Origin of the sequence: Maribacter stanieri (assembly GCF_900112245.1) — a bacterium.
Classification (GTDB): domain Bacteria; phylum Bacteroidota; class Bacteroidia; order Flavobacteriales; family Flavobacteriaceae; genus Maribacter; species Maribacter stanieri.
The window spans coordinates 555,598-573,466 of sequence record NZ_FOYX01000002.1 but is presented as its reverse complement, the minus strand read 5'-3'; the positions used below and the strand labels follow the sequence as shown (position 1 = coordinate 573,466).

Genomic DNA, 17,869 nt, shown 5'->3' with positions numbered 1-17,869 from the left:
TATTTTTGTAAAAATTGTTATTTGAATGGAAGCATATGTAGAGGCATTTTTAAACGCAGTTTCAGGGACATTTAGTTGGACCTGGAAGTCAATAATTTTTAATGTTCCCTGGTATCTAAATTACTTTTGGGGCTTAATTCTTATCTCGTTAGTAGTATGGCTTTTAGAGATAGTTTTTCCTTGGAGAAAAGAGCAAGGTGTTTTTAGAAAAGACTTTTGGTTAGATGCTTTTTATATGTTTTTCAACTTCTTTTTGTTCGCTATAGCAATTAGCGGCATCTATAAGATGCTGCAAGTATTTTTTGAGGATATAGGTGTAGCATCTAACAGTCTGGCGCTTATAGATATTTCCAATTGGCCAATGTGGGGCCAGCTATTATTGTTTTTTGTTGTATTGGATTTTGTACAATGGTTTACGCATACTTTGCTTCATAAATATGCTTTTCTATGGAATTTTCATAAAGTACACCATAGCGTGAAAGAAATGGGTTTTGCTGCACATTTACGTTATCATTGGATGGAGAATATTCTTTACAAGCCGTTAAAAACTTTTGGTGTAATGATTCTGGGTGGCTTTGAACCAGAACAGGCGTATATTGTCCATTTTGCTGCTATAGCTATTGGTCATTTTAATCATTCTAACATAAAAATTACTTGGGGACCTTTAAAATATCTGTTCAATAATCCTGTAATGCATTTATACCACCATGCCTATGATTTACCAGAGGGAACGTATGGGGTCAATTTTGGTATTAGTTTAAGTATATGGGATTATATCTTTAAGACGGACTATATACCAGAAGATAGCGGTAATATAAGGTTAGGATATCCTGGAGATGAGGATTTGCCAAAAGACTTTTTAGGGCAAGCGGTACATGGTTTTAAGCCAAAGAAGAAGTAAACAATTTAACCTCTTCTTTGGTTATTTTATGTTTATTAAGATAGTTTGCCTGTAGCACAACTTACAATAGATTTGGCTTTAGATAATACTGAGTTATCTTGGTCAATACTGGGGTATCCAATTGACTTTAATTTATCTTTTGCTGCTGTTATTCCTTGCTGATTTAAAGCGTCGAATTGAACAGATGACGATTCTACAGACACAGATACATTTGTTATTGCCGGTATCTCTTCCAATTTAGCAATTATAGTTTTGGCACAACCGCCACATTTAAGGTTTTGAATAGGAATTACTGATGTCATATTTTAATTTTTTTCTTTGTTAAAACTTATACTCCAAATACCTCTTACCTCATTTTCTGTATAACCAGTAGCTTTGTCGTAGGGATATTTATCGTTTATAATTTGTGAAACCTTTGGCGCTATATTTGTTACGGGCGTTCCATGGCAATTTAAGCACATGGTATTAGTAACAATAGGGGAATAAAAGTTCGTTGTACCATTATTACTAGTAAGAATTGGCTCAAACGATTCTTTATTTTTAATTTTTGATTTAAAATATTCAATATACTCAAGCTCAAGCTCATTAGCTTTATTTTTTGGATTTCTAGGCTTATCGGTTACTCTTTTAATTTTGGCATTGTAAATAGCGGCAATACTATCTGTTAACGGATACGCTTTTTCATTACAAAATGCTACAGCATCAACGGGACCACCTTTTTGCAATTGAAGCATTAAGTTTTTGCCTAATACCGTCTGGGTCTTTTGTGCGTACATTTTGCCTTTTTCCAATAGTAGACTGTCACTAATTTTTGCATCTTTAACGGTTGTGTGTTTTTTGAAAGATTCACTCTTAGAATTATCTATAATTTCTTGTTTTACTTTTGGAGCATCTTTACAACTAAATGTAAAAACAAGTCCAAGCATTAAAAAGATTTTATCCATGAGAATTAGATTTATAACCCGTTAAATGATATTTATTAGCTTCAATAAAAGTAAAGTAGAATTCAAATAATTAAAAGCTGAGAGCTATTCTTGTTTAGTGCCAAGCACTATAACCTCCTTTTAAATCATATACTTGTAAAAAGCCCATGTTTAATAACTTGCGTGCAGCTTTTTGGCTTCTTGCCCCTGATCTGCAATAGACATAAACAGGCTTATTTTTATCAAGTTTTTCAAAATATTTATTGAAATTACCTGCGTTAAAAAAATCAACGTTAATTGCTTTTTTTATATGTCCGCTATTAAATTCAGAAGCTGTTCTAACATCAAAAGGTTTTATATTATTCGCTACAATTTGTGTTGCATATTCGGTCTTATTCAGGATAGTGATATTACCTGTAGTTTCTTCTTTTTTACCGAAAAGTGTACTTAAAAATGACATAGTTTTTTATTTATAATTAATATTCAATATTAAAAGGAAACGGTCTTTAGTATATGACCGTTTCCTTAATAAACCAACCAATAAAAAAATCTTTGAGTTTGTAAATGTCTATTTAGATTATAATGTAGTTGGACAAACAAATTCGGAAACTGGAATACCAGCTTCTTTTATAGCTTTAAATCCTCCTTTTACATCTATAAGATTATGAATACCTCTACTTTTTAAAATAGATGCCGCAATCATACTTCTGTAACCACCGGCACAGTGTACATAAAACTGTTTCTTTTCTGGAAATTCTGCTAAATGATCATTTAGAAAATCTAACGGAGTATTTTTTGCATCTAAGATATGTTCAGATAGAAATTCAGATTCTTTACGCACATCAAATACAGGTGCTTTTTCAGTTTCAAGAACTTTTTTAAGCTTGTTGGCATCAACTTGGCTAACGGTATCATATTCCATTGCTGCCTTTTTCCAAGCATCAAAACCTCCTTCTAAATACCCTAAAGTACCATCAAAACCAACTCTAGAAAGTCTAGTTACTGCTTCCTCTTCCATACCAACAGGGGTAACCAATAAAATAGGTTGTTTGACATCGGCGATTAAGGCACCTACCCAAGGAGCAAAGCTACCGTTAAGACCTATGAAAATAGAACGCGGTATATGACCTGCCGCAAAATCATCTTGGTTTCGCACATCTAATACAATGGCACCTGTTTCATTTGCAGCAGCTTCAAAAGCCTTTGGGGAAAGAGCTCTTGTACCACGTTCCAAGACTTCTTTTATATCTTCATAACCTTCTTTGTTCAATTTTACGTTTAAAGGAAAATATTGAGGTGGTGGTAGTAAACCATCGATCACTTCATCAATAAACTCTTCTTTCGTCATATCTGAACGTAAAGCATAATTCATTTTCTTTTGGTTGCCCAAGGTATCTACGGTTTCTTTCATCATATTCTTACCACATGCAGAACCGGCACCATGAGCGGGATAGACGATGACGTCATCTGCTAAAGGCATAATTTTTTCACGTAGACTGTCAAATAAGAATCCGGCTAGGTCACGCTCTGTTAATTCGCCCATTTTCTGAGCAAGATCAGGTCTGCCCACATCACCTAAAAATAAAGTGTCTCCGCTAAATATAGCATAGTCTTTACCATTGGCATCTCTTAGTAAATATGTGGTACTTTCCATTGTATGACCAGGAGTATGTAATGCAGTAATAGTAATATCACCTAATTTAAACTCTTGATTATCTTTTGCGATTATAGCCTCGAAAGACGGATTTGCTTTTGGTCCGTATATAATATCAGCACCGGTTTCTTTGGCCAAGGTTACATGACCACTAACAAAATCGGCATGAAAATGAGTTTCAAAAATATATTTGATTTTAGCATTATCTGCCGCAGCTTTCTTTATGTAAGGCTGTACTTCTCGTAGAGGATCAATAATGGCGACTTCTCCATTGCTTTCAATGTAATAAGCACCTTGCGCAAGACAACCCGTATATATTTGTTCTACTTTCATAAGTTCATATTTATTATTGAGACAAAATTACATCTGTAAAAAGGACTACACAGTAACTTAGGTTACATAGATGAATAGGTACAGAAAAGCCCTATGTGATACAGGGCTTTTAAATTATTTAAAAATTTATAATAGGGTAGAGGGGCACACATATTCTGACGTTGGAATAGATGTTTTTGAAATAGCTTCAAATCCACCTCTTACATCTGTGAAATCTTGCCATCCTCTTTGCTTTAAAATCGAAGCTGCTATCATACTTCTATAACCACCGGCACAATGTAAAACGAAAGGCTTGTCTTTTGGAAATTGAGATAGATGCTGGTTGATTTCATTTAAAGGAACATTGATGGCGCCTACCACATGTTCAGAATCAAATTCACTCTTTTTTCTAACATCAATGATAAATGGTTTTTTAGTAGCGTATAATGCTTCCAATTCCTTACCATCGATTCTATCACTTGTTTCGTAATCCTTTTTAGCTTCTTTCCAAGAATCAAAACCACCTTTTAAAAAACCTACCGTATTATCATAACCAACACGTGCCAGTCTTGTAATAGCTTCCTCTTCTTTGTCTTTATAAGTAACGAGCAGTATTTCTTGTTTTATATCTGGTATCATTTCACCTACCCATTGGGCAAAACTACCTTCTAGTCCGATATTAATACTATTAGGAATAAAACCTTTGGCAAAATCTTCGGCACTTCTAGTATCTAAAACTAATGCTCCGGTTTCATTGGCTACAGCCTCAAAAGCCTCGGGAGTGTATGATGTAGTAGCACGGTCCATGATTTTGTCTAAACTTTCATACCCTTGAATGTTCATTAAAACATTTTTAGGAAAATATCCTGGAGGAGCTGTGAGTCCGGTTAAGAGTTCTTTTATAAATTCCTCTTTGCTCATGTCTGGTCTTAAAGCATAGTTCACTTTCTTTTGATGCCCTAAGGTATCTGTGGTTTCTTTACTCATCATTTTACCACAAGCAGAACCGGCACCATGATTTGGATATACTATTAAATCATCACTTAAAGGCATAATTCTATTTCTAAGAGAATCATATAAATGTCCTGCTAATTTTTCTTCAGTCAAATCTGCCACTACATGTTGCGCTAGATCAGGTCTACCAACATCACCAATAAATAAGGTATCTCCGGTAATAATGCCATGCTCTTTTCCATTCTCATCAATTAAGAGATAAGTAGTACTTTCCATGGTATGACCAGGAGTGTGAATGACTTTTACCTTATAATCGCCAATTTCAAAAATTTGATTGTCTTTTGCTATAGTTGCCTCATAAGCTGGTTTTGCACCAGGACCAAATACAATTTCGGCATTAGCTTTTTTCTGTAAATCTAAATGACCACTAACAAAGTCGGCATGAAAATGAGTTTCAAAAACATATTTGATTTTAGCATTATCTTTCTTTGCGCGATCAATGTAGGGTTGTACTTCACGTAACGGATCAAATACTGCGGCAACGCCGTTACTTTCTATATAATATGCGGCGTGTGCCAAACATCCGGTATAAATTTGTTCTACTTTCATGTTTATGGTTTTTTAATTAATGAAATAAAAATACCATTTGTAAAAGAGCTGTACAGTGACATTAGTCACATAAGGAAAATTTTATTTAAAGAATTCCATGTAGAAAATAAAGCCTGCCATTACAAGAATAAAATAACCGAAACCCTTCTTTAATTTTTTGCCATCAATAAAGTTGCTGAGGTAACTTCCAATAAAAATACCAATGAAAGAAAGCGATGTGAAAATTGCTAGAAACTTCCAATCAATAAGCATGTTCATTGCATCGCCTAGAAAGAAACCCATTAAAGATTTAATGGCAATTATAATTAAAGACGTACCTACTGCAACTTTCATTTCAACATTTGCTAAAATGACCAATGCAGGAATAATTAAGAATCCGCCACCTGCACCAATTAAGCCGGTAATGCTACCAACTAAAAGACCTTCTAATAAAATTAATGGATAATTATAGGTTACTTGCCCCGTTTTAAGAACCGTCTTTTCTTTTTTAAGCATGGAATATGCAGCGGGAATCATTAGAATGGCAAATAGTCCAAACATTGCCATTCTACGTGTAAATTGAAAGTGTTCAATTTGAAATAAAACATCTGGCATAGCTGGCACTACATAATGTCTAACAAGCGTAACACTTATAATTGCTGGTATACCAAATACAACGGCGGTACGCCAATCTACATACCCTTTAAGATGTTGTTGCCACCCCCCGACAAGAGCACTTGCACCCACAATAAAAAGAGAATAGGCGGTTGCAGCTTTTTCGTTAATTGAAAAAAGATATGCCAATACGGGTACTGCTAAAATAGAACCACCTCCACCAATGAGACCTAATGATATACCAATTATCAAAGCGCTAATGTATCCAAATATGTGCAAAATTTCCATGTGATTATTTTAATAATCACAAATGTAAAGTGGTATGGAAACCTGTGCAGTAACAATGGTTACAGAAGGATTATAAAGCTAAAATTTCTAGGTAATTTCGATGGAGTTTAATTTTACCCATTTCCTCTAATTTCTTTAAAAGTCTAGATATGACAACCCTAGAACTATGAAGATCATATGCAATATCTTGATGGGTACTATGAATAATATCATCTTTAGTAACCCTTGCTTTTTCTTTTAAGTAGCCAATTAAACGCTCATCCATTTTTTGGAAGGCAATACTGTCTAGTGTACTTAAAAGTTCGTTTAGTCTTACGTGGTAACTGTTAAAAACGAAGTTTCGCCAAGACTTATATTTGGCTGTCCATTCTTCCATTTTCTGAATAGGAACCATAATCAGTTTTGCATCGGTCTCTGCAACAGCTCTTATTTCACTTTTGGCATCGCCCATACAACAAGCCATGGTCATAGAACAGGTATCTCCTTTTTCTAGGTAGTATAGCAACAATTCATCACCATCTTCATCTTCCCGTAAAATTTTAATAACTCCAGAAATCAATAAAGGCATACCTCTTAAGTAGTCACCTATTTCTATTAATTTATAACCTTCGGGCACTTCTTTAAAAGTACCTACTTGTACAATTTCATTAATAAGTTCTGGCTCAAAGATATTTCCGTATTCTTCCGTTAAATTCTGAATCATGCTAAGGTTAATTAATTTTTTGAGCTATTTCTTTATCATATTTAAAAAACATATTTGCCCAAATTGATTTTGACACTGCTGCTATCCAAGGCATAGTCAAGATCAGTACGACAACTATAGTAATGAACAAGGTAGGCAATGAAAGGTCTAAACCAAATAATAATATTAATACATAAGTAGCTACAGCTACGGCAATACCTACTGCATAAGATACATACATAGAACCAGTATAAAAACTAGGTTCAATACTATATTTTAAATCGCATTTCGGGCAACGTTCTTTTACCTTATTAAAATTACTTAATTTATAAGGATTAGCCTCAAAGAATTTTCCTTTATGGCATCTAGGGCAACTTAAAAATATGATACTGTACAACTTGGAACCTTTTGGTAACATGCATTAAAATTTAGCAACAAAATTATTGGATTTGGATTATCTGATCGGTAACATTGGTTACATAACAAAGCATTCTATAACTATTAAAAGAGGGGTAAGTTATTTTTTTACATTGTACTGTGAACTGATAAAAATCATATTATAAACTATTTATGACATGTAAGTTTGTTATTAAATAAGACTTTTATGTGTTCGCTTGTTCAAAAATATAATGTTCCAGGACCTAGATATACTAGTTACCCTACTGTTCCTTTTTGGGATATTTCTACATTCTCAGGTAAGAAGTGGGAAGAAACAGTTAAGAAAAGCTTTCACCTTAGTAATTCATCTACAGGTATAAGCCTATATATACATTTACCGTTTTGTGAAAGTATGTGTACGTTTTGCGGTTGTCATAAGCGTATTACAAAAAGGCACGATCTGGAACTGCCTTACATAAAATCAATTTTAAAAGAGTGGGGGTTATATAGAAATTTGTTTGATGAAAAACCGATTATTAAAGAACTACACTTAGGTGGTGGTACACCAACATTTTTTACTCCAGAGAATTTAAAATTTCTTATTGAAGGAATTTTAAGAATAGCCACAAAAGCCGAAGATGCTGAATTTAGTTTTGAAGGTCACCCTAACAATTCTACAAAAGAACATTTACAGGCATTGTATGACGTTGGGTTTAGAAGAGTAAGCTTTGGTGTTCAAGATTATAATGAAACAGTACAAAAGGCAATTAATAGAATTCAACCTTTTGAAAATGTAAAAAATGTAACCGAATGGTCTAGGGAAATAGGTTATGATTCTATAAGCCATGATATTATATTTGGTCTGCCCCATCAAAAATTAGAGCATGTTATAAATACCATAGAAAAAACAAAAGAACTAAAGCCAGATAGAATTGCTTTTTATAGCTATGCACATGTGCCGTGGTTGGCTGGAAACGGTCAAAGAGGGTATAATGATGCAGATTTACCTGCAGGTGAAGAAAAGAGAACTCAGTATGAAGTTGGTAAAGAATTGCTGTTAGAGTATGGTTATCATGAAATTGGTATGGACCATTTTGCTTTAGAATCTGATAGTTTGTTTAAAGCTATGGAAAATGGAACCCTACATAGAAATTTTATGGGATATACTAGTTCTAATACCCATTTGATGGTTGGGTTAGGAGCATCTAGTATAAGTGATAGTTGGTATGGTTTTGCACAGAATGTAAAAAATGTAGAAGAGTATCAAAATTTAGTTGCAAACGATATTATTCCACTTTATCGAGGTCATATTTTAACAGAAGAAGATCAAATTATAAGAAGACATATCTTAAATTTAATGTGCCAGTTTCAAACATCATGGAGTGTATTTAAATTGCATTTACCGCAATTGGATAGTATACTAGATAGGCTTAAAGAACTGGAAAGAGATGGTATTGTGGTAATTACCGAGGGTAATTTAAGAATTACAGAAAAAGGCAGACCTTTTGTACGTAACGTTTGTATGGCATTCGATTTACCATTACAGGATAAATCGCCAAATACCAAGTTGTTTTCAATGACCGTTTAATATTAAAAAAGATAAAGTCCCTATTTTACTAATTGCTAAAAAAATTAATCATGAAAAAAATTATTGTACTTACAGATTTTTCAGAACAATCGGAATATGCTTTAAAAGCAGCTGTTGATTTAGTCAAGAAACACGATGTAGAACTTTTTGTTGTTCACATGTTAGAGCTTAACCAGGCCATACTTCCGTCAACAGATGGTATTTATATAGAGCAAACAGTTTTCATGGTAAAATTGGCAGAGAAGAACTTAAATGAATTCTTAAAGAAACCATATTTAGATGGTGTTAAGGTAACACCGGTAATAAAACATTACAAAGTTTATAGCGAGTTAGATGCAATGGCAAAAGAGCACGATGCAGACTTAATTGTCATGGGCTCTAATGGTGCTAGCGGATTTGAAGAATTGGTTATAGGATCTAATGCAGAAAAAGTGGTTAGAAATGCAACCGTACCTGTTTTGGTGATAAAAGGTAAGGTTGAAAATTTAAACATTGAACGTTTTGTTTTTGCTTGTGATTTTAATGATGATAATTTACCTGCTTTTCAAAAAGCAAGTGAGTTTGCAAAATTACTAAAGGCATCTATGGAAGTTGTTTTTATAAACACACCTAATGATGATTTTTTAAGCAACAGAGATGCATATCAAAAAATAAACAAGTTTTTGACCAAAGCAAATTCAGCGCAACAAGTAGAAATTTATAATGACTATAGTGTAGAGCAAGGTATTATTAATTATGGTAATACAATACTTGCAGATGCTATTGCCATACCTACGCATGGCCGTAAAGGAATTTCACACTTCTTCAATGGCAGCGTTGGTGAAGATGTGGTGAACCATGCTAGAATACCAGTGATTACATTTAAAATATAGATACTAACCTATACTATAGATAAGAATAAATCCAAGGTGAAAGCCTTGGGTTTATTTGTGTATAATTTTTATGACGAATAATTACTTGCCTAGGTGTTCATTATAAAATTTCCAAGCCTGTTTAGCAACGTCTCTACCTAATTCTAAACCTGCTATATTATCGGCTTGTATGTGGTAACCGCCCATTACTCTAGACATTCCCGCCATGTTTGCGGCTTCGGTAAATGTGGGAAAAGTTATGGTAACAGGTTTTCCGTAGAATGCAGAATCTATTTCTGTTAAAGTTCCTGGTACCAATTCAATAGACTCGCCAAAATAATCATCACCGGTAAAAAGGCGCAATATTTCTGCACAACCACCACTAATGGTACTATGACCAGATGTGTAACTAGGAAACGGTGGGCAAAGAAAAATATCAGGAGAATAAGGTCTCCATTCTTGTCCTTTCATTTCAACAATACCTACACCGGGTCCGCCCCAAGCTTTAATCATCTTGTCTTTGTAATATTCATGTACTAGAGCGTATGGTCTAGCATAGTCGTAGTACATTTTTGAATCCCAAGAAGCTATGAAAGCATCCATAGCAGTAATTTCAGTTAAGAAATACATTTTTACATCTTGGTCAAGGGTATGGTTATCTCGGCGAGAAACATCTTGCGCAAATTTCAACCAGTGTCCCGCTTGTTGAACAGACTGTGGTCCGTCTCGCATAAATTCGACCAAAGCTTTATCTTCATCGGTAAGGTTGGCCTGTAGATCAACAACTTCTTTAACTTCTTTTTTTAACTGTTCTGATCCTACCATTGGTGGTGGTCCTGGTCTAAATTGATCAGCTGATGTCATGGTGATAGGAATTACTTTTTGCCAGTAAGGAGTAAGGCATCCTGGTGCATATTGTCCGCCTTTTCCATCAGAAAAGTATTTAGGTTGCCAACGGTTGATGTCTGTACTTTCATCTGCAGTATTTACCGGGCTATAATTAGTATAGTCAAAATAAGCCTCTCCGTTAGATTCTTCTACTTCGCCATATTGATTACTCCCATCATTTTTTCTTGCTTCTATAGTTGCTTTAGCTGCCAAATTACCAACACCTTCTGGAGTAGTAGGGTCAGTAGAAGTATTATCTGGATCAAGACCTAATTCCACCATAAATTTCCTGAACATTTCTGTATCAGAATAGTAATATTCTTTCATGGCACCAAAAGCGGCATAACTAATAGCAATTTCTTTATTTGAAAGTGTTTGCTCTGCTAATGGTCTTCTTTCTACATTTTTTAGGTAAACAGGAATTGCATTTTCATCATATACAGACCAAGCATCAAAAATAGAGACAAAGATTAAACCAAGGTAGCGAGAGGTTATCGTAGGTCTTGGTTTAAATTTTTCGGTATCGGAAGCCGTTGCGTCCAACGCCATTTTCCCCCATTTATAGGCTATGTTTTCAGTTCCCTTTGGTTCTTCTAATTTTTGCTGTGAAAAAGAGAGTTCTATGTTCAACAAAACAAAGGCTGAAACTAAGAGTAAAAATCTTATCATGTGTTTGGTTTATAGGTTGTTGGTTGACTATCAAATATAATGAAGACAGTGAAAAATCTAAAATTTAGGCTGTAAGAACATTCTGTATGAAATCATTTAATTGATGCATTTGTGGTTTCCCTTTTTTCTTACCGCTTCTGCCAGCAAAATAGAGTACAAACCATATTACTACTAATATTACCATAATACCTATTTGTATATGATACATTCCGTTTAAAGATGCACTGGCATATGCCCAGATACCAACAATTATAAAAAGTGTAGCAACTACGAAATGTATGAACATAAAGAATGTCCAAAGAGTAGGGTTGGGACCAAATACGCCATGTAACCGACAGTTGTGCAAATCAATTTCATCAATTTCTAAGTGAAGCTGAGGTGACCAAAAGTGATGTTCTTTTTGATTGAATTTGATGAATATATGCTCATCTAATCGTTTTATTAAAAATGGCGCTTCTTTTGTTTTTTCAAATTTAGAAAGAACAATTTCTTTGGTTGTAGGTATATCTAATTGAAACCTAGGGCGAAGCACAATTTCGTTCGGTAACGGTTTCATATTAGTATTGTTAGTTTGGCAGAAGCCATTAATTATGACACTCTATGGCACTTGAAGCTAATTCTGTAACAGGTGCTGGTGATACGTAAGGTATACCAAGACCAAGACCTCTTAGAATGAAAAGTACACCAATAATAACGACAAAAACAGGAATAGCTCTTTGTACTTTTTGACGTACACCACCTTTTAGTAGATTACTAAAATAAATTGCAGCAGTCATTAAGGGTAGGGTACCTAAACCAAAAAGAACCATGTAAAGACTACCTTGTAATGCGTCGCCCATTGCTATTGAAGCAAAAAGCGCCATGTACACCAATCCGCATGGTAAAAACCCGTTTAAGAAACCTATGGTTAAAAAGGTATCTGGTGATTTCTTCTTCAGCTCTTTCCCCAGTTGGTTTTTAACTTTTGATATAATTTTATAAATGGGTTTGGAAAGATTGTATTTATTGAAGGTTTTATAAGGAATTAAAACTACCAGAATCATTAACGCCCCAATGGCAATAGAGAGTTTTTGTTGTAAACCGAATATTGAAAGCCCCTTTCCAAGTAAGCCAAATATCAGACCTATGAACCCGTAAGCTAATAATCGTCCAAAGTGATATATAAATATTTGACCGAATTTTTTATAGTTGTTTGTTCTATCTACCGGAAGCATAAAGGCTATGGGTCCGCACATACCTACGCAGTGCAAACTTCCCATGAATCCTAATATGAGGGCAGATAATAGCATGTACTAAAATGTTATACTCTCTTTATGTAAAAAATCCTTTCCTTCGTGTTTCCAAAATATTTTAATGTCCCATCGACCATCCAACAATTGATTGTCAGGTATGAGCAAATGTGAATCGGATAAACTTATGGGCAAGTCAAAATCCAAATTCTTGTTGGATGGTCTGTAAAGGGACACTGTGCCAGTAACATTAGTGTCATCATAACCTTCAGGAAAAAGAATTAATAATCCTTCAGGAGAATTTTTTAATTGTATTTGCGTAGGTGCAATTTGAGCATTTTTCTCTGCATCTATCTCTTTTTGATAACCAAGTTCAGCTTTATAATACTCTTCTGTAACCAAATCATGGTTGGCATTATGGCTTGTAGTCATTGTAACTACGAAAAACATAATAAAACTAATAAATGCAACTATGGCAATTACAATACCGGTACCCCAATTAATTTTCATATTTTTCTTTTTAAATCTATTTATAACTACGTGGTGCCAAGAAGCGAGCCGTAGTGGTCTCTATTAACTTGTCTTTACTGTAAACCCCAATTTTAAGGTTATTTTTATCACCGCTCAAAGCTGCTGCATTAATCTCAATAAACAATGTACCTTCTGCTAGAGCTTCTGGTTGAACATCAAAATTATCATTACGTACCAGTTTAATTTCACCCTTAGGAGATATTAATTCAAAATGAACATCTTCAACCGCTTTAGTGGTTTTGTTCAATAATTTATAGGTAAACACATTACTAATTATATTCCCTTCTTTATGTTCGTAAAGTTGACCAGGTAATCTAAGAATATTTGCTTCCAAATCATTTCTTAAGAACATCATACCAACAAGTACTCCGGTTAAAATTATCAGTACTGCGGTATATCCTTTTAAGCGTGGTGTAAACTTGAACTTTTCCTTTTTGGTGATTTCATCTTCACTTGCATAACGGATCAATCCTTTAGGTAGATTTACCTTTTCCATTATGGTATCGCACTCATCAATACAAGCAGTACAGTTTACACATTCTAGTTGCGTTCCGTTTCTAATATCTATTCCCGTAGGGCAAACGTTTACACATTGAAAACAGTCTATACAATCACCATGGCCAAGTTCTTCACGATTTTCATTCTTACGCCATTTTTTTCTACCGTTTTCAGCTTCTCCACGTTTATGGTCATAAGCAACAACAATAGATTTGTTATCCAATAAAACCCCTTGCATACGTCCGTAAGGACAGGCAATAATGCACACTTGCTCTCTAAACCAAGCGAAAACAAAATAGAATACCGCTGTGAAAATCAACAGCGAAACCATGGTGCTTACATGTTGAGTAGGACCATCTGTTATATATTGAATTAAACGATCGCTACCAATAAGATATGCAAGAAATACATTAGCTATGATAAACGATATAATAAAAAAGATAAACCATTTCAATGTACGTTTACGAATCTTCTCTGCGCTCCATTCTTGTCTGTCTAGGCGAATTTGAGCACCGCGATCTCCATCGATCCAAAATTCTATTCTACGAAAGACCATTTCCATGAAAATAGTCTGCGGGCACATCCATCCACAGAAAATACGTCCAAAGGCTACTGTAAATAGCGCAATGAAAACTACTCCAATAATCATTGAGATTACAAAGAGGTGGAAATCTTGTGGGTAAAAAGGGAAACCAAAAATGTTAAAACGTCTTTCTAAGACATTGAACATTAAAAATTGGTTGCCGTTTATTTTAATAAAGGGAGACAATATCAAGAAGGCAAGCAGCACGTAACTTACATATTTACGGTACTCGTAAAGTTTACCACTTGGCTTTTTTGGGAATACCCAAGCACGCTTACCATCTTCTTTAATGGTGCCTATGGAATCTCTAAAATTATCTTGATCTTGCGACATTTTCTCTCTCTTTAAGTGCCTTAAGAGGTTTTACGCTCTCATTGTATTCAGTTCATGGTAACCGAAGCAGAATCAATTGCTACTTCTGGCATTGTTTGTTCAGCTGGAGCTTCTTGTGCGGGCGCATTTGGGTCTACCCATATATCACCTTCAGGTGCTTTTGGATTGGCAGCTGTAGTACCTTGAAAACTTAAGACATAACTTGCTACCTGTGCAATCTCTGCAGGTTTTAAGTTTTGTTTCCAGGCGATCATACCTTTACCATCACGACCACCTTCAGATATAGTGTGGAATACATTTTTAATACCGCCACCAAGAATCCAGTTTTGATCTGTTAGGTTAGGTCCAATTCCACCGCCACCATCAGCCATATGACAAGCAACACAGTTTCCTTCAAAAATGCCTTTACCGGCACTAAGGTCTGATGCATCAGTTAAAAGTTCGACCGTATTGGCATCAACAAGACCTTTTGCTGTTTTTTTGTATTCCTCAATTTCTAATTGAGCAGCAGCTACTTCTTGTTCATATTCCATAGTTTGGTTATAGTCGTTAAAGACATGAAAACGAAGTAAGTATACTACGCCAAAAACAATAGAAGCATAAAATAGATATACCCACCATGGCGGTAAATTATTATCCAATTCGCGAATACCATCGTAGTCGTGATCTAGTATAATTTCACTTTCTGCCTCCATAGGTTTAGTGCCCAACATTTTGTTGTACACTTTTTTACCCCATGTCCATTCCCATTTTTCTTCCTTAGCAGCTACATAACGAACTTTTGCTTCTTCGTCAAGTGTATTGTAAAGCACATTTTCAATGGCTTGTACAATAAAGGCAATAGCTATTAATAGTAACAGGATAAGTGCCATAAAACCGAACATCATAGTAGGGTAGGCTAGAAAAGCCGGCTTGTCTCCACTATCAATATAAACTTCCATGAGTACGATGACCAAGAAAAAAGCTAATGTTATTCTTAACCACCAGGCTGTATTGTTTTTCATAATTCGTTGTTTAGTTGGTTATCTTCTTCTAAAGGCAATTCGCTAACTTCTTTTATGTATGATTTTGAGGCTGTAATTACCCACCAAAATAACAATGTGAAAAACACAAAGAAGATAAGTAATGATATCATGGGGTAGGTTGCTACACCATCTATAGTTTCCATGTAACCTTTTACAAATTTGAACATGATTTTTTAGTTTTATTTATCAGATAATAATTCACCAGTTTCCTTCACCTTAATATCTGTACCTAATCTTTGTAGGTAAGCAATTAAGGATACAATTTCACGGTCTCTCATTTCTATGAATTCTTCACCGTTTTCTGCAGCATATTTTTTGTCTGCTTCGTAAGATCTTGCAAAATCGGGATCACTATATAAGTTCTTCTCAATTTTCTCTGCCTGTGCATCCATTAGAGCATCAGCATTTGCAATTTCTTCTTCTGAGTAAGGAACGCCTAAAGTTACCATAGCTTCCATTTTAGCTTGTATATCACTACGGTCATGCTCATCACGTATCATCCAAGAATAAGAAGGCATAATAGAACCGGACGATGTACTTTGTGGATCATACATATGGTTTAAATGCCAGTTGTCAGAGTACTTGCCACCAATTCTTAATAAATCTGGACCAGTACGTTTACTACCCCAAAGGAATGGGTGATCGTAAACGAATTCACCAGCTTTGGCATATTCACCATAACGTTCAACCTCACTTCTAAAAGGACGAACCATTTGAGAGTGACAACTTACACAACCCTCACGAATATATAGGTCACGACCCTCTAATTCTAAAGGAGTATATGGTTTTACACTTGTAATAGTAGGTATGTTAGATTTTACCAAAATGGTAGGTACAATTTGTATGATACCACCAATCAAAATAGCTACGGTAGCTAAAATGGTTAATTGAATAGGCTTACGCTCTAACCAAGTATGGAAAGTTTCACCTGCTGTTCTATGTTTAGAAACACGTGTAAGTGCAGCCGCTTCCGCTAACTCATCTTCTATAGTACTTCCAGATTTAATAGTACGAACTACGTTATAAATCATAACACAAGCTCCTACAATATAAAGGCTACCACCAATGGCACGCATCCAGTACATAGGCATAATTTCATGTACGGTTTCTAAGAAGTTACCATAAACCAAAGTCCCATCTGGATTAAATTCTTTCCACATTAAAGCTTGTGTAAATCCAGCTACATACATAGGTAGGGTATATAGAATAATACCTAAAGTACCGATCCAAAAGTGGAAGTTCGCCAAACCGATAGAGAATAATTTATTCTTGGTCATTTTAGGTACCAACCAGTAGATCATACCAAAGGTTAAGAAACCGTTCCATGCCAATGCACCAACATGTACGTGAGCAATAATCCAATCACTAAAGTGGGCAATTGCGTTTACGTTTTTAAGAGAAAGTAAAGGACCTTCAAAGGTTGCCATACCATAACCGGTAATTGCAACAACCATAAATTTTAAAACAGGATCGGTACGTACTTTATCCCAAGCACCTCTTAAAGTTAGAAGTCCGTTGATCATACCACCCCAAGATGGAGCCAATAACATAATAGAAAAGGCAACACCTAAATTCTGAGCCCAATCTGGTAAAGCAGAATATAATAAGTGGTGTGGTCCTGCCCAGATATATATAAAAATCAATGACCAGAAGTGAACTATAGATAGTCTATAAGAGTACACCGGTCTGTTGGCCGCTTTAGGAACAAAGTAATACATAAGACCTAGGAACGGAGTAGTCAAGAAAAATGCAACCGCATTATGGCCGTACCACCATTGTACCAAAGCATCTTGAACACCAGCGTAAACCGAGTAACTTTTTAATGCACTAACAGGTAATTCTAAACTGTTGAAAATATGAAGTACCGCTACGGTTACAAAAGTGGCCAGATAAAACCAGATAGCCACATAAAGGTGACGTTGTCTTCTTTTGATCATGGTACCGATTAGGTTTACACCAAAAGCAACCCATACTACAGCGATAGCTAAATCAATAGGCCATTCAAGTTCGGCATATTCTTTAGAACTTGTGTATCCTAAAGGTAAGGTTATAGCGGCGGCTACAATAATTGCCTGCCAGCCCCAAAAATTGAATTTACTTAGAAAGTCACTATACATACGCGCCTTTAATAGACGTTGCGTAGAGTAGTAGACCCCTGCGTAGATAGCATTACCTACAAATGCAAAAATTACCGCGTTGGTGTGCAACGGGCGTAAGCGACCAAAACTTAACCATGATATACCATCTGTTAAATTGGGGAACATGAACATAAAGGCCAATAATAAGCCTACAGACATACCCACAATACCCCAGAACATGGTTGCATAAAGGAAATTTTTCACGATTTTGTTATCGTAATAAAACTGCTGTACTTCCATA

The 17,869-nt window shown here is 35.1% G+C and carries 19 protein-coding genes; 3 read left to right on the top strand and 16 right to left on the bottom strand.

What is annotated here, in order from left to right; translation table 11 throughout:
• Positions 1–25: 25 nt before the first annotated feature.
• The gene (locus BM296_RS13020) at positions 26–901 is read left to right on the top strand and encodes a sterol desaturase family protein (protein WP_091903468.1); all 876 of its coding nucleotides are present in this window, start codon (positions 26–28) and stop codon (positions 899–901) included.
• Positions 902–936: 35 nt separating this feature from the next.
• Here the strand turns inward: BM296_RS13020 and BM296_RS13015 are convergent, their stop codons facing one another.
• From BM296_RS13015 to BM296_RS12980, 8 genes are all read right to left on the bottom strand, one after another.
• Entirely contained in the window at positions 937–1,203 is a 267-nt protein-coding gene (locus BM296_RS13015; protein WP_091903466.1) for a cation transporter, read from the bottom strand.
• A gap of 3 nt (positions 1,204–1,206) precedes the next feature.
• Complete coding sequence (locus BM296_RS13010; RefSeq protein ID WP_091903464.1) at positions 1,207–1,845, bottom strand: Tll0287-like domain-containing protein; 639 nt, start codon at positions 1,843–1,845, stop codon at positions 1,207–1,209.
• 94 nt (positions 1,846–1,939) lie between these two features.
• On the bottom strand, positions 1,940–2,284 hold the full coding sequence (locus BM296_RS13005; RefSeq protein ID WP_091903462.1) for a rhodanese-like domain-containing protein: 345 nt from the start codon (positions 2,282–2,284) through the stop codon (positions 1,940–1,942).
• 117 nt (positions 2,285–2,401) lie between these two features.
• Positions 2,402–3,811: an MBL fold metallo-hydrolase gene (locus BM296_RS13000; RefSeq protein WP_091903459.1), complete on the bottom strand. Its 1,410-nt coding sequence runs from the start codon at positions 3,809–3,811 to the stop codon at positions 2,402–2,404.
• 126 nt (positions 3,812–3,937) lie between these two features.
• On the bottom strand, positions 3,938–5,353 hold the full coding sequence (locus BM296_RS12995; protein ID WP_091903457.1) for an MBL fold metallo-hydrolase: 1,416 nt from the start codon (positions 5,351–5,353) through the stop codon (positions 3,938–3,940).
• Between the two features lie 81 nt (positions 5,354–5,434).
• Complete coding sequence (locus BM296_RS12990) at positions 5,435–6,235, bottom strand: sulfite exporter TauE/SafE family protein (RefSeq protein WP_091903455.1); 801 nt, start codon at positions 6,233–6,235, stop codon at positions 5,435–5,437.
• Positions 6,236–6,305: 70 nt separating this feature from the next.
• The gene (locus BM296_RS12985) at positions 6,306–6,938 is read right to left on the bottom strand and encodes a Crp/Fnr family transcriptional regulator (protein ID WP_091903453.1); all 633 of its coding nucleotides are present in this window, start codon (positions 6,936–6,938) and stop codon (positions 6,306–6,308) included.
• Between the two features lie 7 nt (positions 6,939–6,945).
• Positions 6,946–7,335: a DUF983 domain-containing protein gene (locus tag BM296_RS12980; RefSeq protein ID WP_091903451.1), complete on the bottom strand. Its 390-nt coding sequence runs from the start codon at positions 7,333–7,335 to the stop codon at positions 6,946–6,948.
• Between the two features lie 186 nt (positions 7,336–7,521).
• Here BM296_RS12980 and hemN point away from each other — a divergent pair, with 186 nt between their 5' ends.
• Entirely contained in the window at positions 7,522–8,883 is a 1,362-nt protein-coding gene (gene hemN / locus BM296_RS12975; RefSeq protein ID WP_091903449.1) for an oxygen-independent coproporphyrinogen III oxidase, read from the top strand.
• A 50-nt stretch (positions 8,884–8,933) separates the two neighbouring features.
• Positions 8,934–9,755 carry a universal stress protein gene (locus tag BM296_RS12970; RefSeq protein WP_091903447.1) on the top strand — a complete coding sequence of 274 codons (822 nt, stop codon included), beginning with the start codon at positions 8,934–8,936 and terminating at the stop codon, positions 9,753–9,755.
• 81 nt (positions 9,756–9,836) lie between these two features.
• Here BM296_RS12970 and BM296_RS12965 read toward each other — a convergent pair whose 3' ends face one another.
• The 8 genes from BM296_RS12965 to ccoN all read right to left on the bottom strand — a co-directional run bounded on the left by BM296_RS12965 (position 9,837) and on the right by ccoN (position 17,868).
• A complete protein-coding gene (locus BM296_RS12965) occupies positions 9,837–11,291 on the bottom strand; it encodes a vanadium-dependent haloperoxidase (protein WP_091903445.1) in 1,455 nt (484 codons plus the stop codon).
• A 64-nt stretch (positions 11,292–11,355) separates the two neighbouring features.
• Positions 11,356–11,847 carry a GTP-binding protein gene (locus BM296_RS12960; RefSeq protein WP_091903443.1) on the bottom strand — a complete coding sequence of 164 codons (492 nt, stop codon included), beginning with the start codon at positions 11,845–11,847 and terminating at the stop codon, positions 11,356–11,358.
• 28 nt (positions 11,848–11,875) lie between these two features.
• Positions 11,876–12,580 carry a sulfite exporter TauE/SafE family protein gene (locus BM296_RS12955; RefSeq protein ID WP_091903441.1) on the bottom strand — a complete coding sequence of 235 codons (705 nt, stop codon included), beginning with the start codon at positions 12,578–12,580 and terminating at the stop codon, positions 11,876–11,878.
• Between the two features lie 3 nt (positions 12,581–12,583).
• A complete protein-coding gene (locus tag BM296_RS12950; RefSeq protein WP_027067531.1) occupies positions 12,584–13,030 on the bottom strand; it encodes a FixH family protein in 447 nt (148 codons plus the stop codon).
• Positions 13,031–13,046: 16 nt separating this feature from the next.
• Complete coding sequence (gene ccoG, locus BM296_RS12945) at positions 13,047–14,465, bottom strand: cytochrome c oxidase accessory protein CcoG (protein ID WP_091903439.1); 1,419 nt, start codon at positions 14,463–14,465, stop codon at positions 13,047–13,049.
• Between the two features lie 47 nt (positions 14,466–14,512).
• Positions 14,513–15,469 (bottom strand): cbb3-type cytochrome c oxidase N-terminal domain-containing protein, encoded by a 957-nt coding sequence (locus tag BM296_RS12940; protein ID WP_091903437.1) that lies wholly within the window; start codon positions 15,467–15,469, stop codon positions 14,513–14,515.
• The gene (locus tag BM296_RS12935) at positions 15,466–15,657 is read right to left on the bottom strand and encodes a cytochrome c oxidase subunit IV (RefSeq protein ID WP_027067528.1); all 192 of its coding nucleotides are present in this window, start codon (positions 15,655–15,657) and stop codon (positions 15,466–15,468) included. Before BM296_RS12935 ends, BM296_RS12940 begins: the two co-directional genes overlap by 4 nt.
• 12 nt (positions 15,658–15,669) lie before the next feature.
• Positions 15,670–17,868, bottom strand: coding sequence for a cytochrome-c oxidase, cbb3-type subunit I (gene ccoN / locus BM296_RS12930; RefSeq protein WP_027067527.1), 2,199 nt, complete (start codon positions 17,866–17,868; stop codon positions 15,670–15,672).
• Position 17,869: the final 1 nt, after the last annotated feature.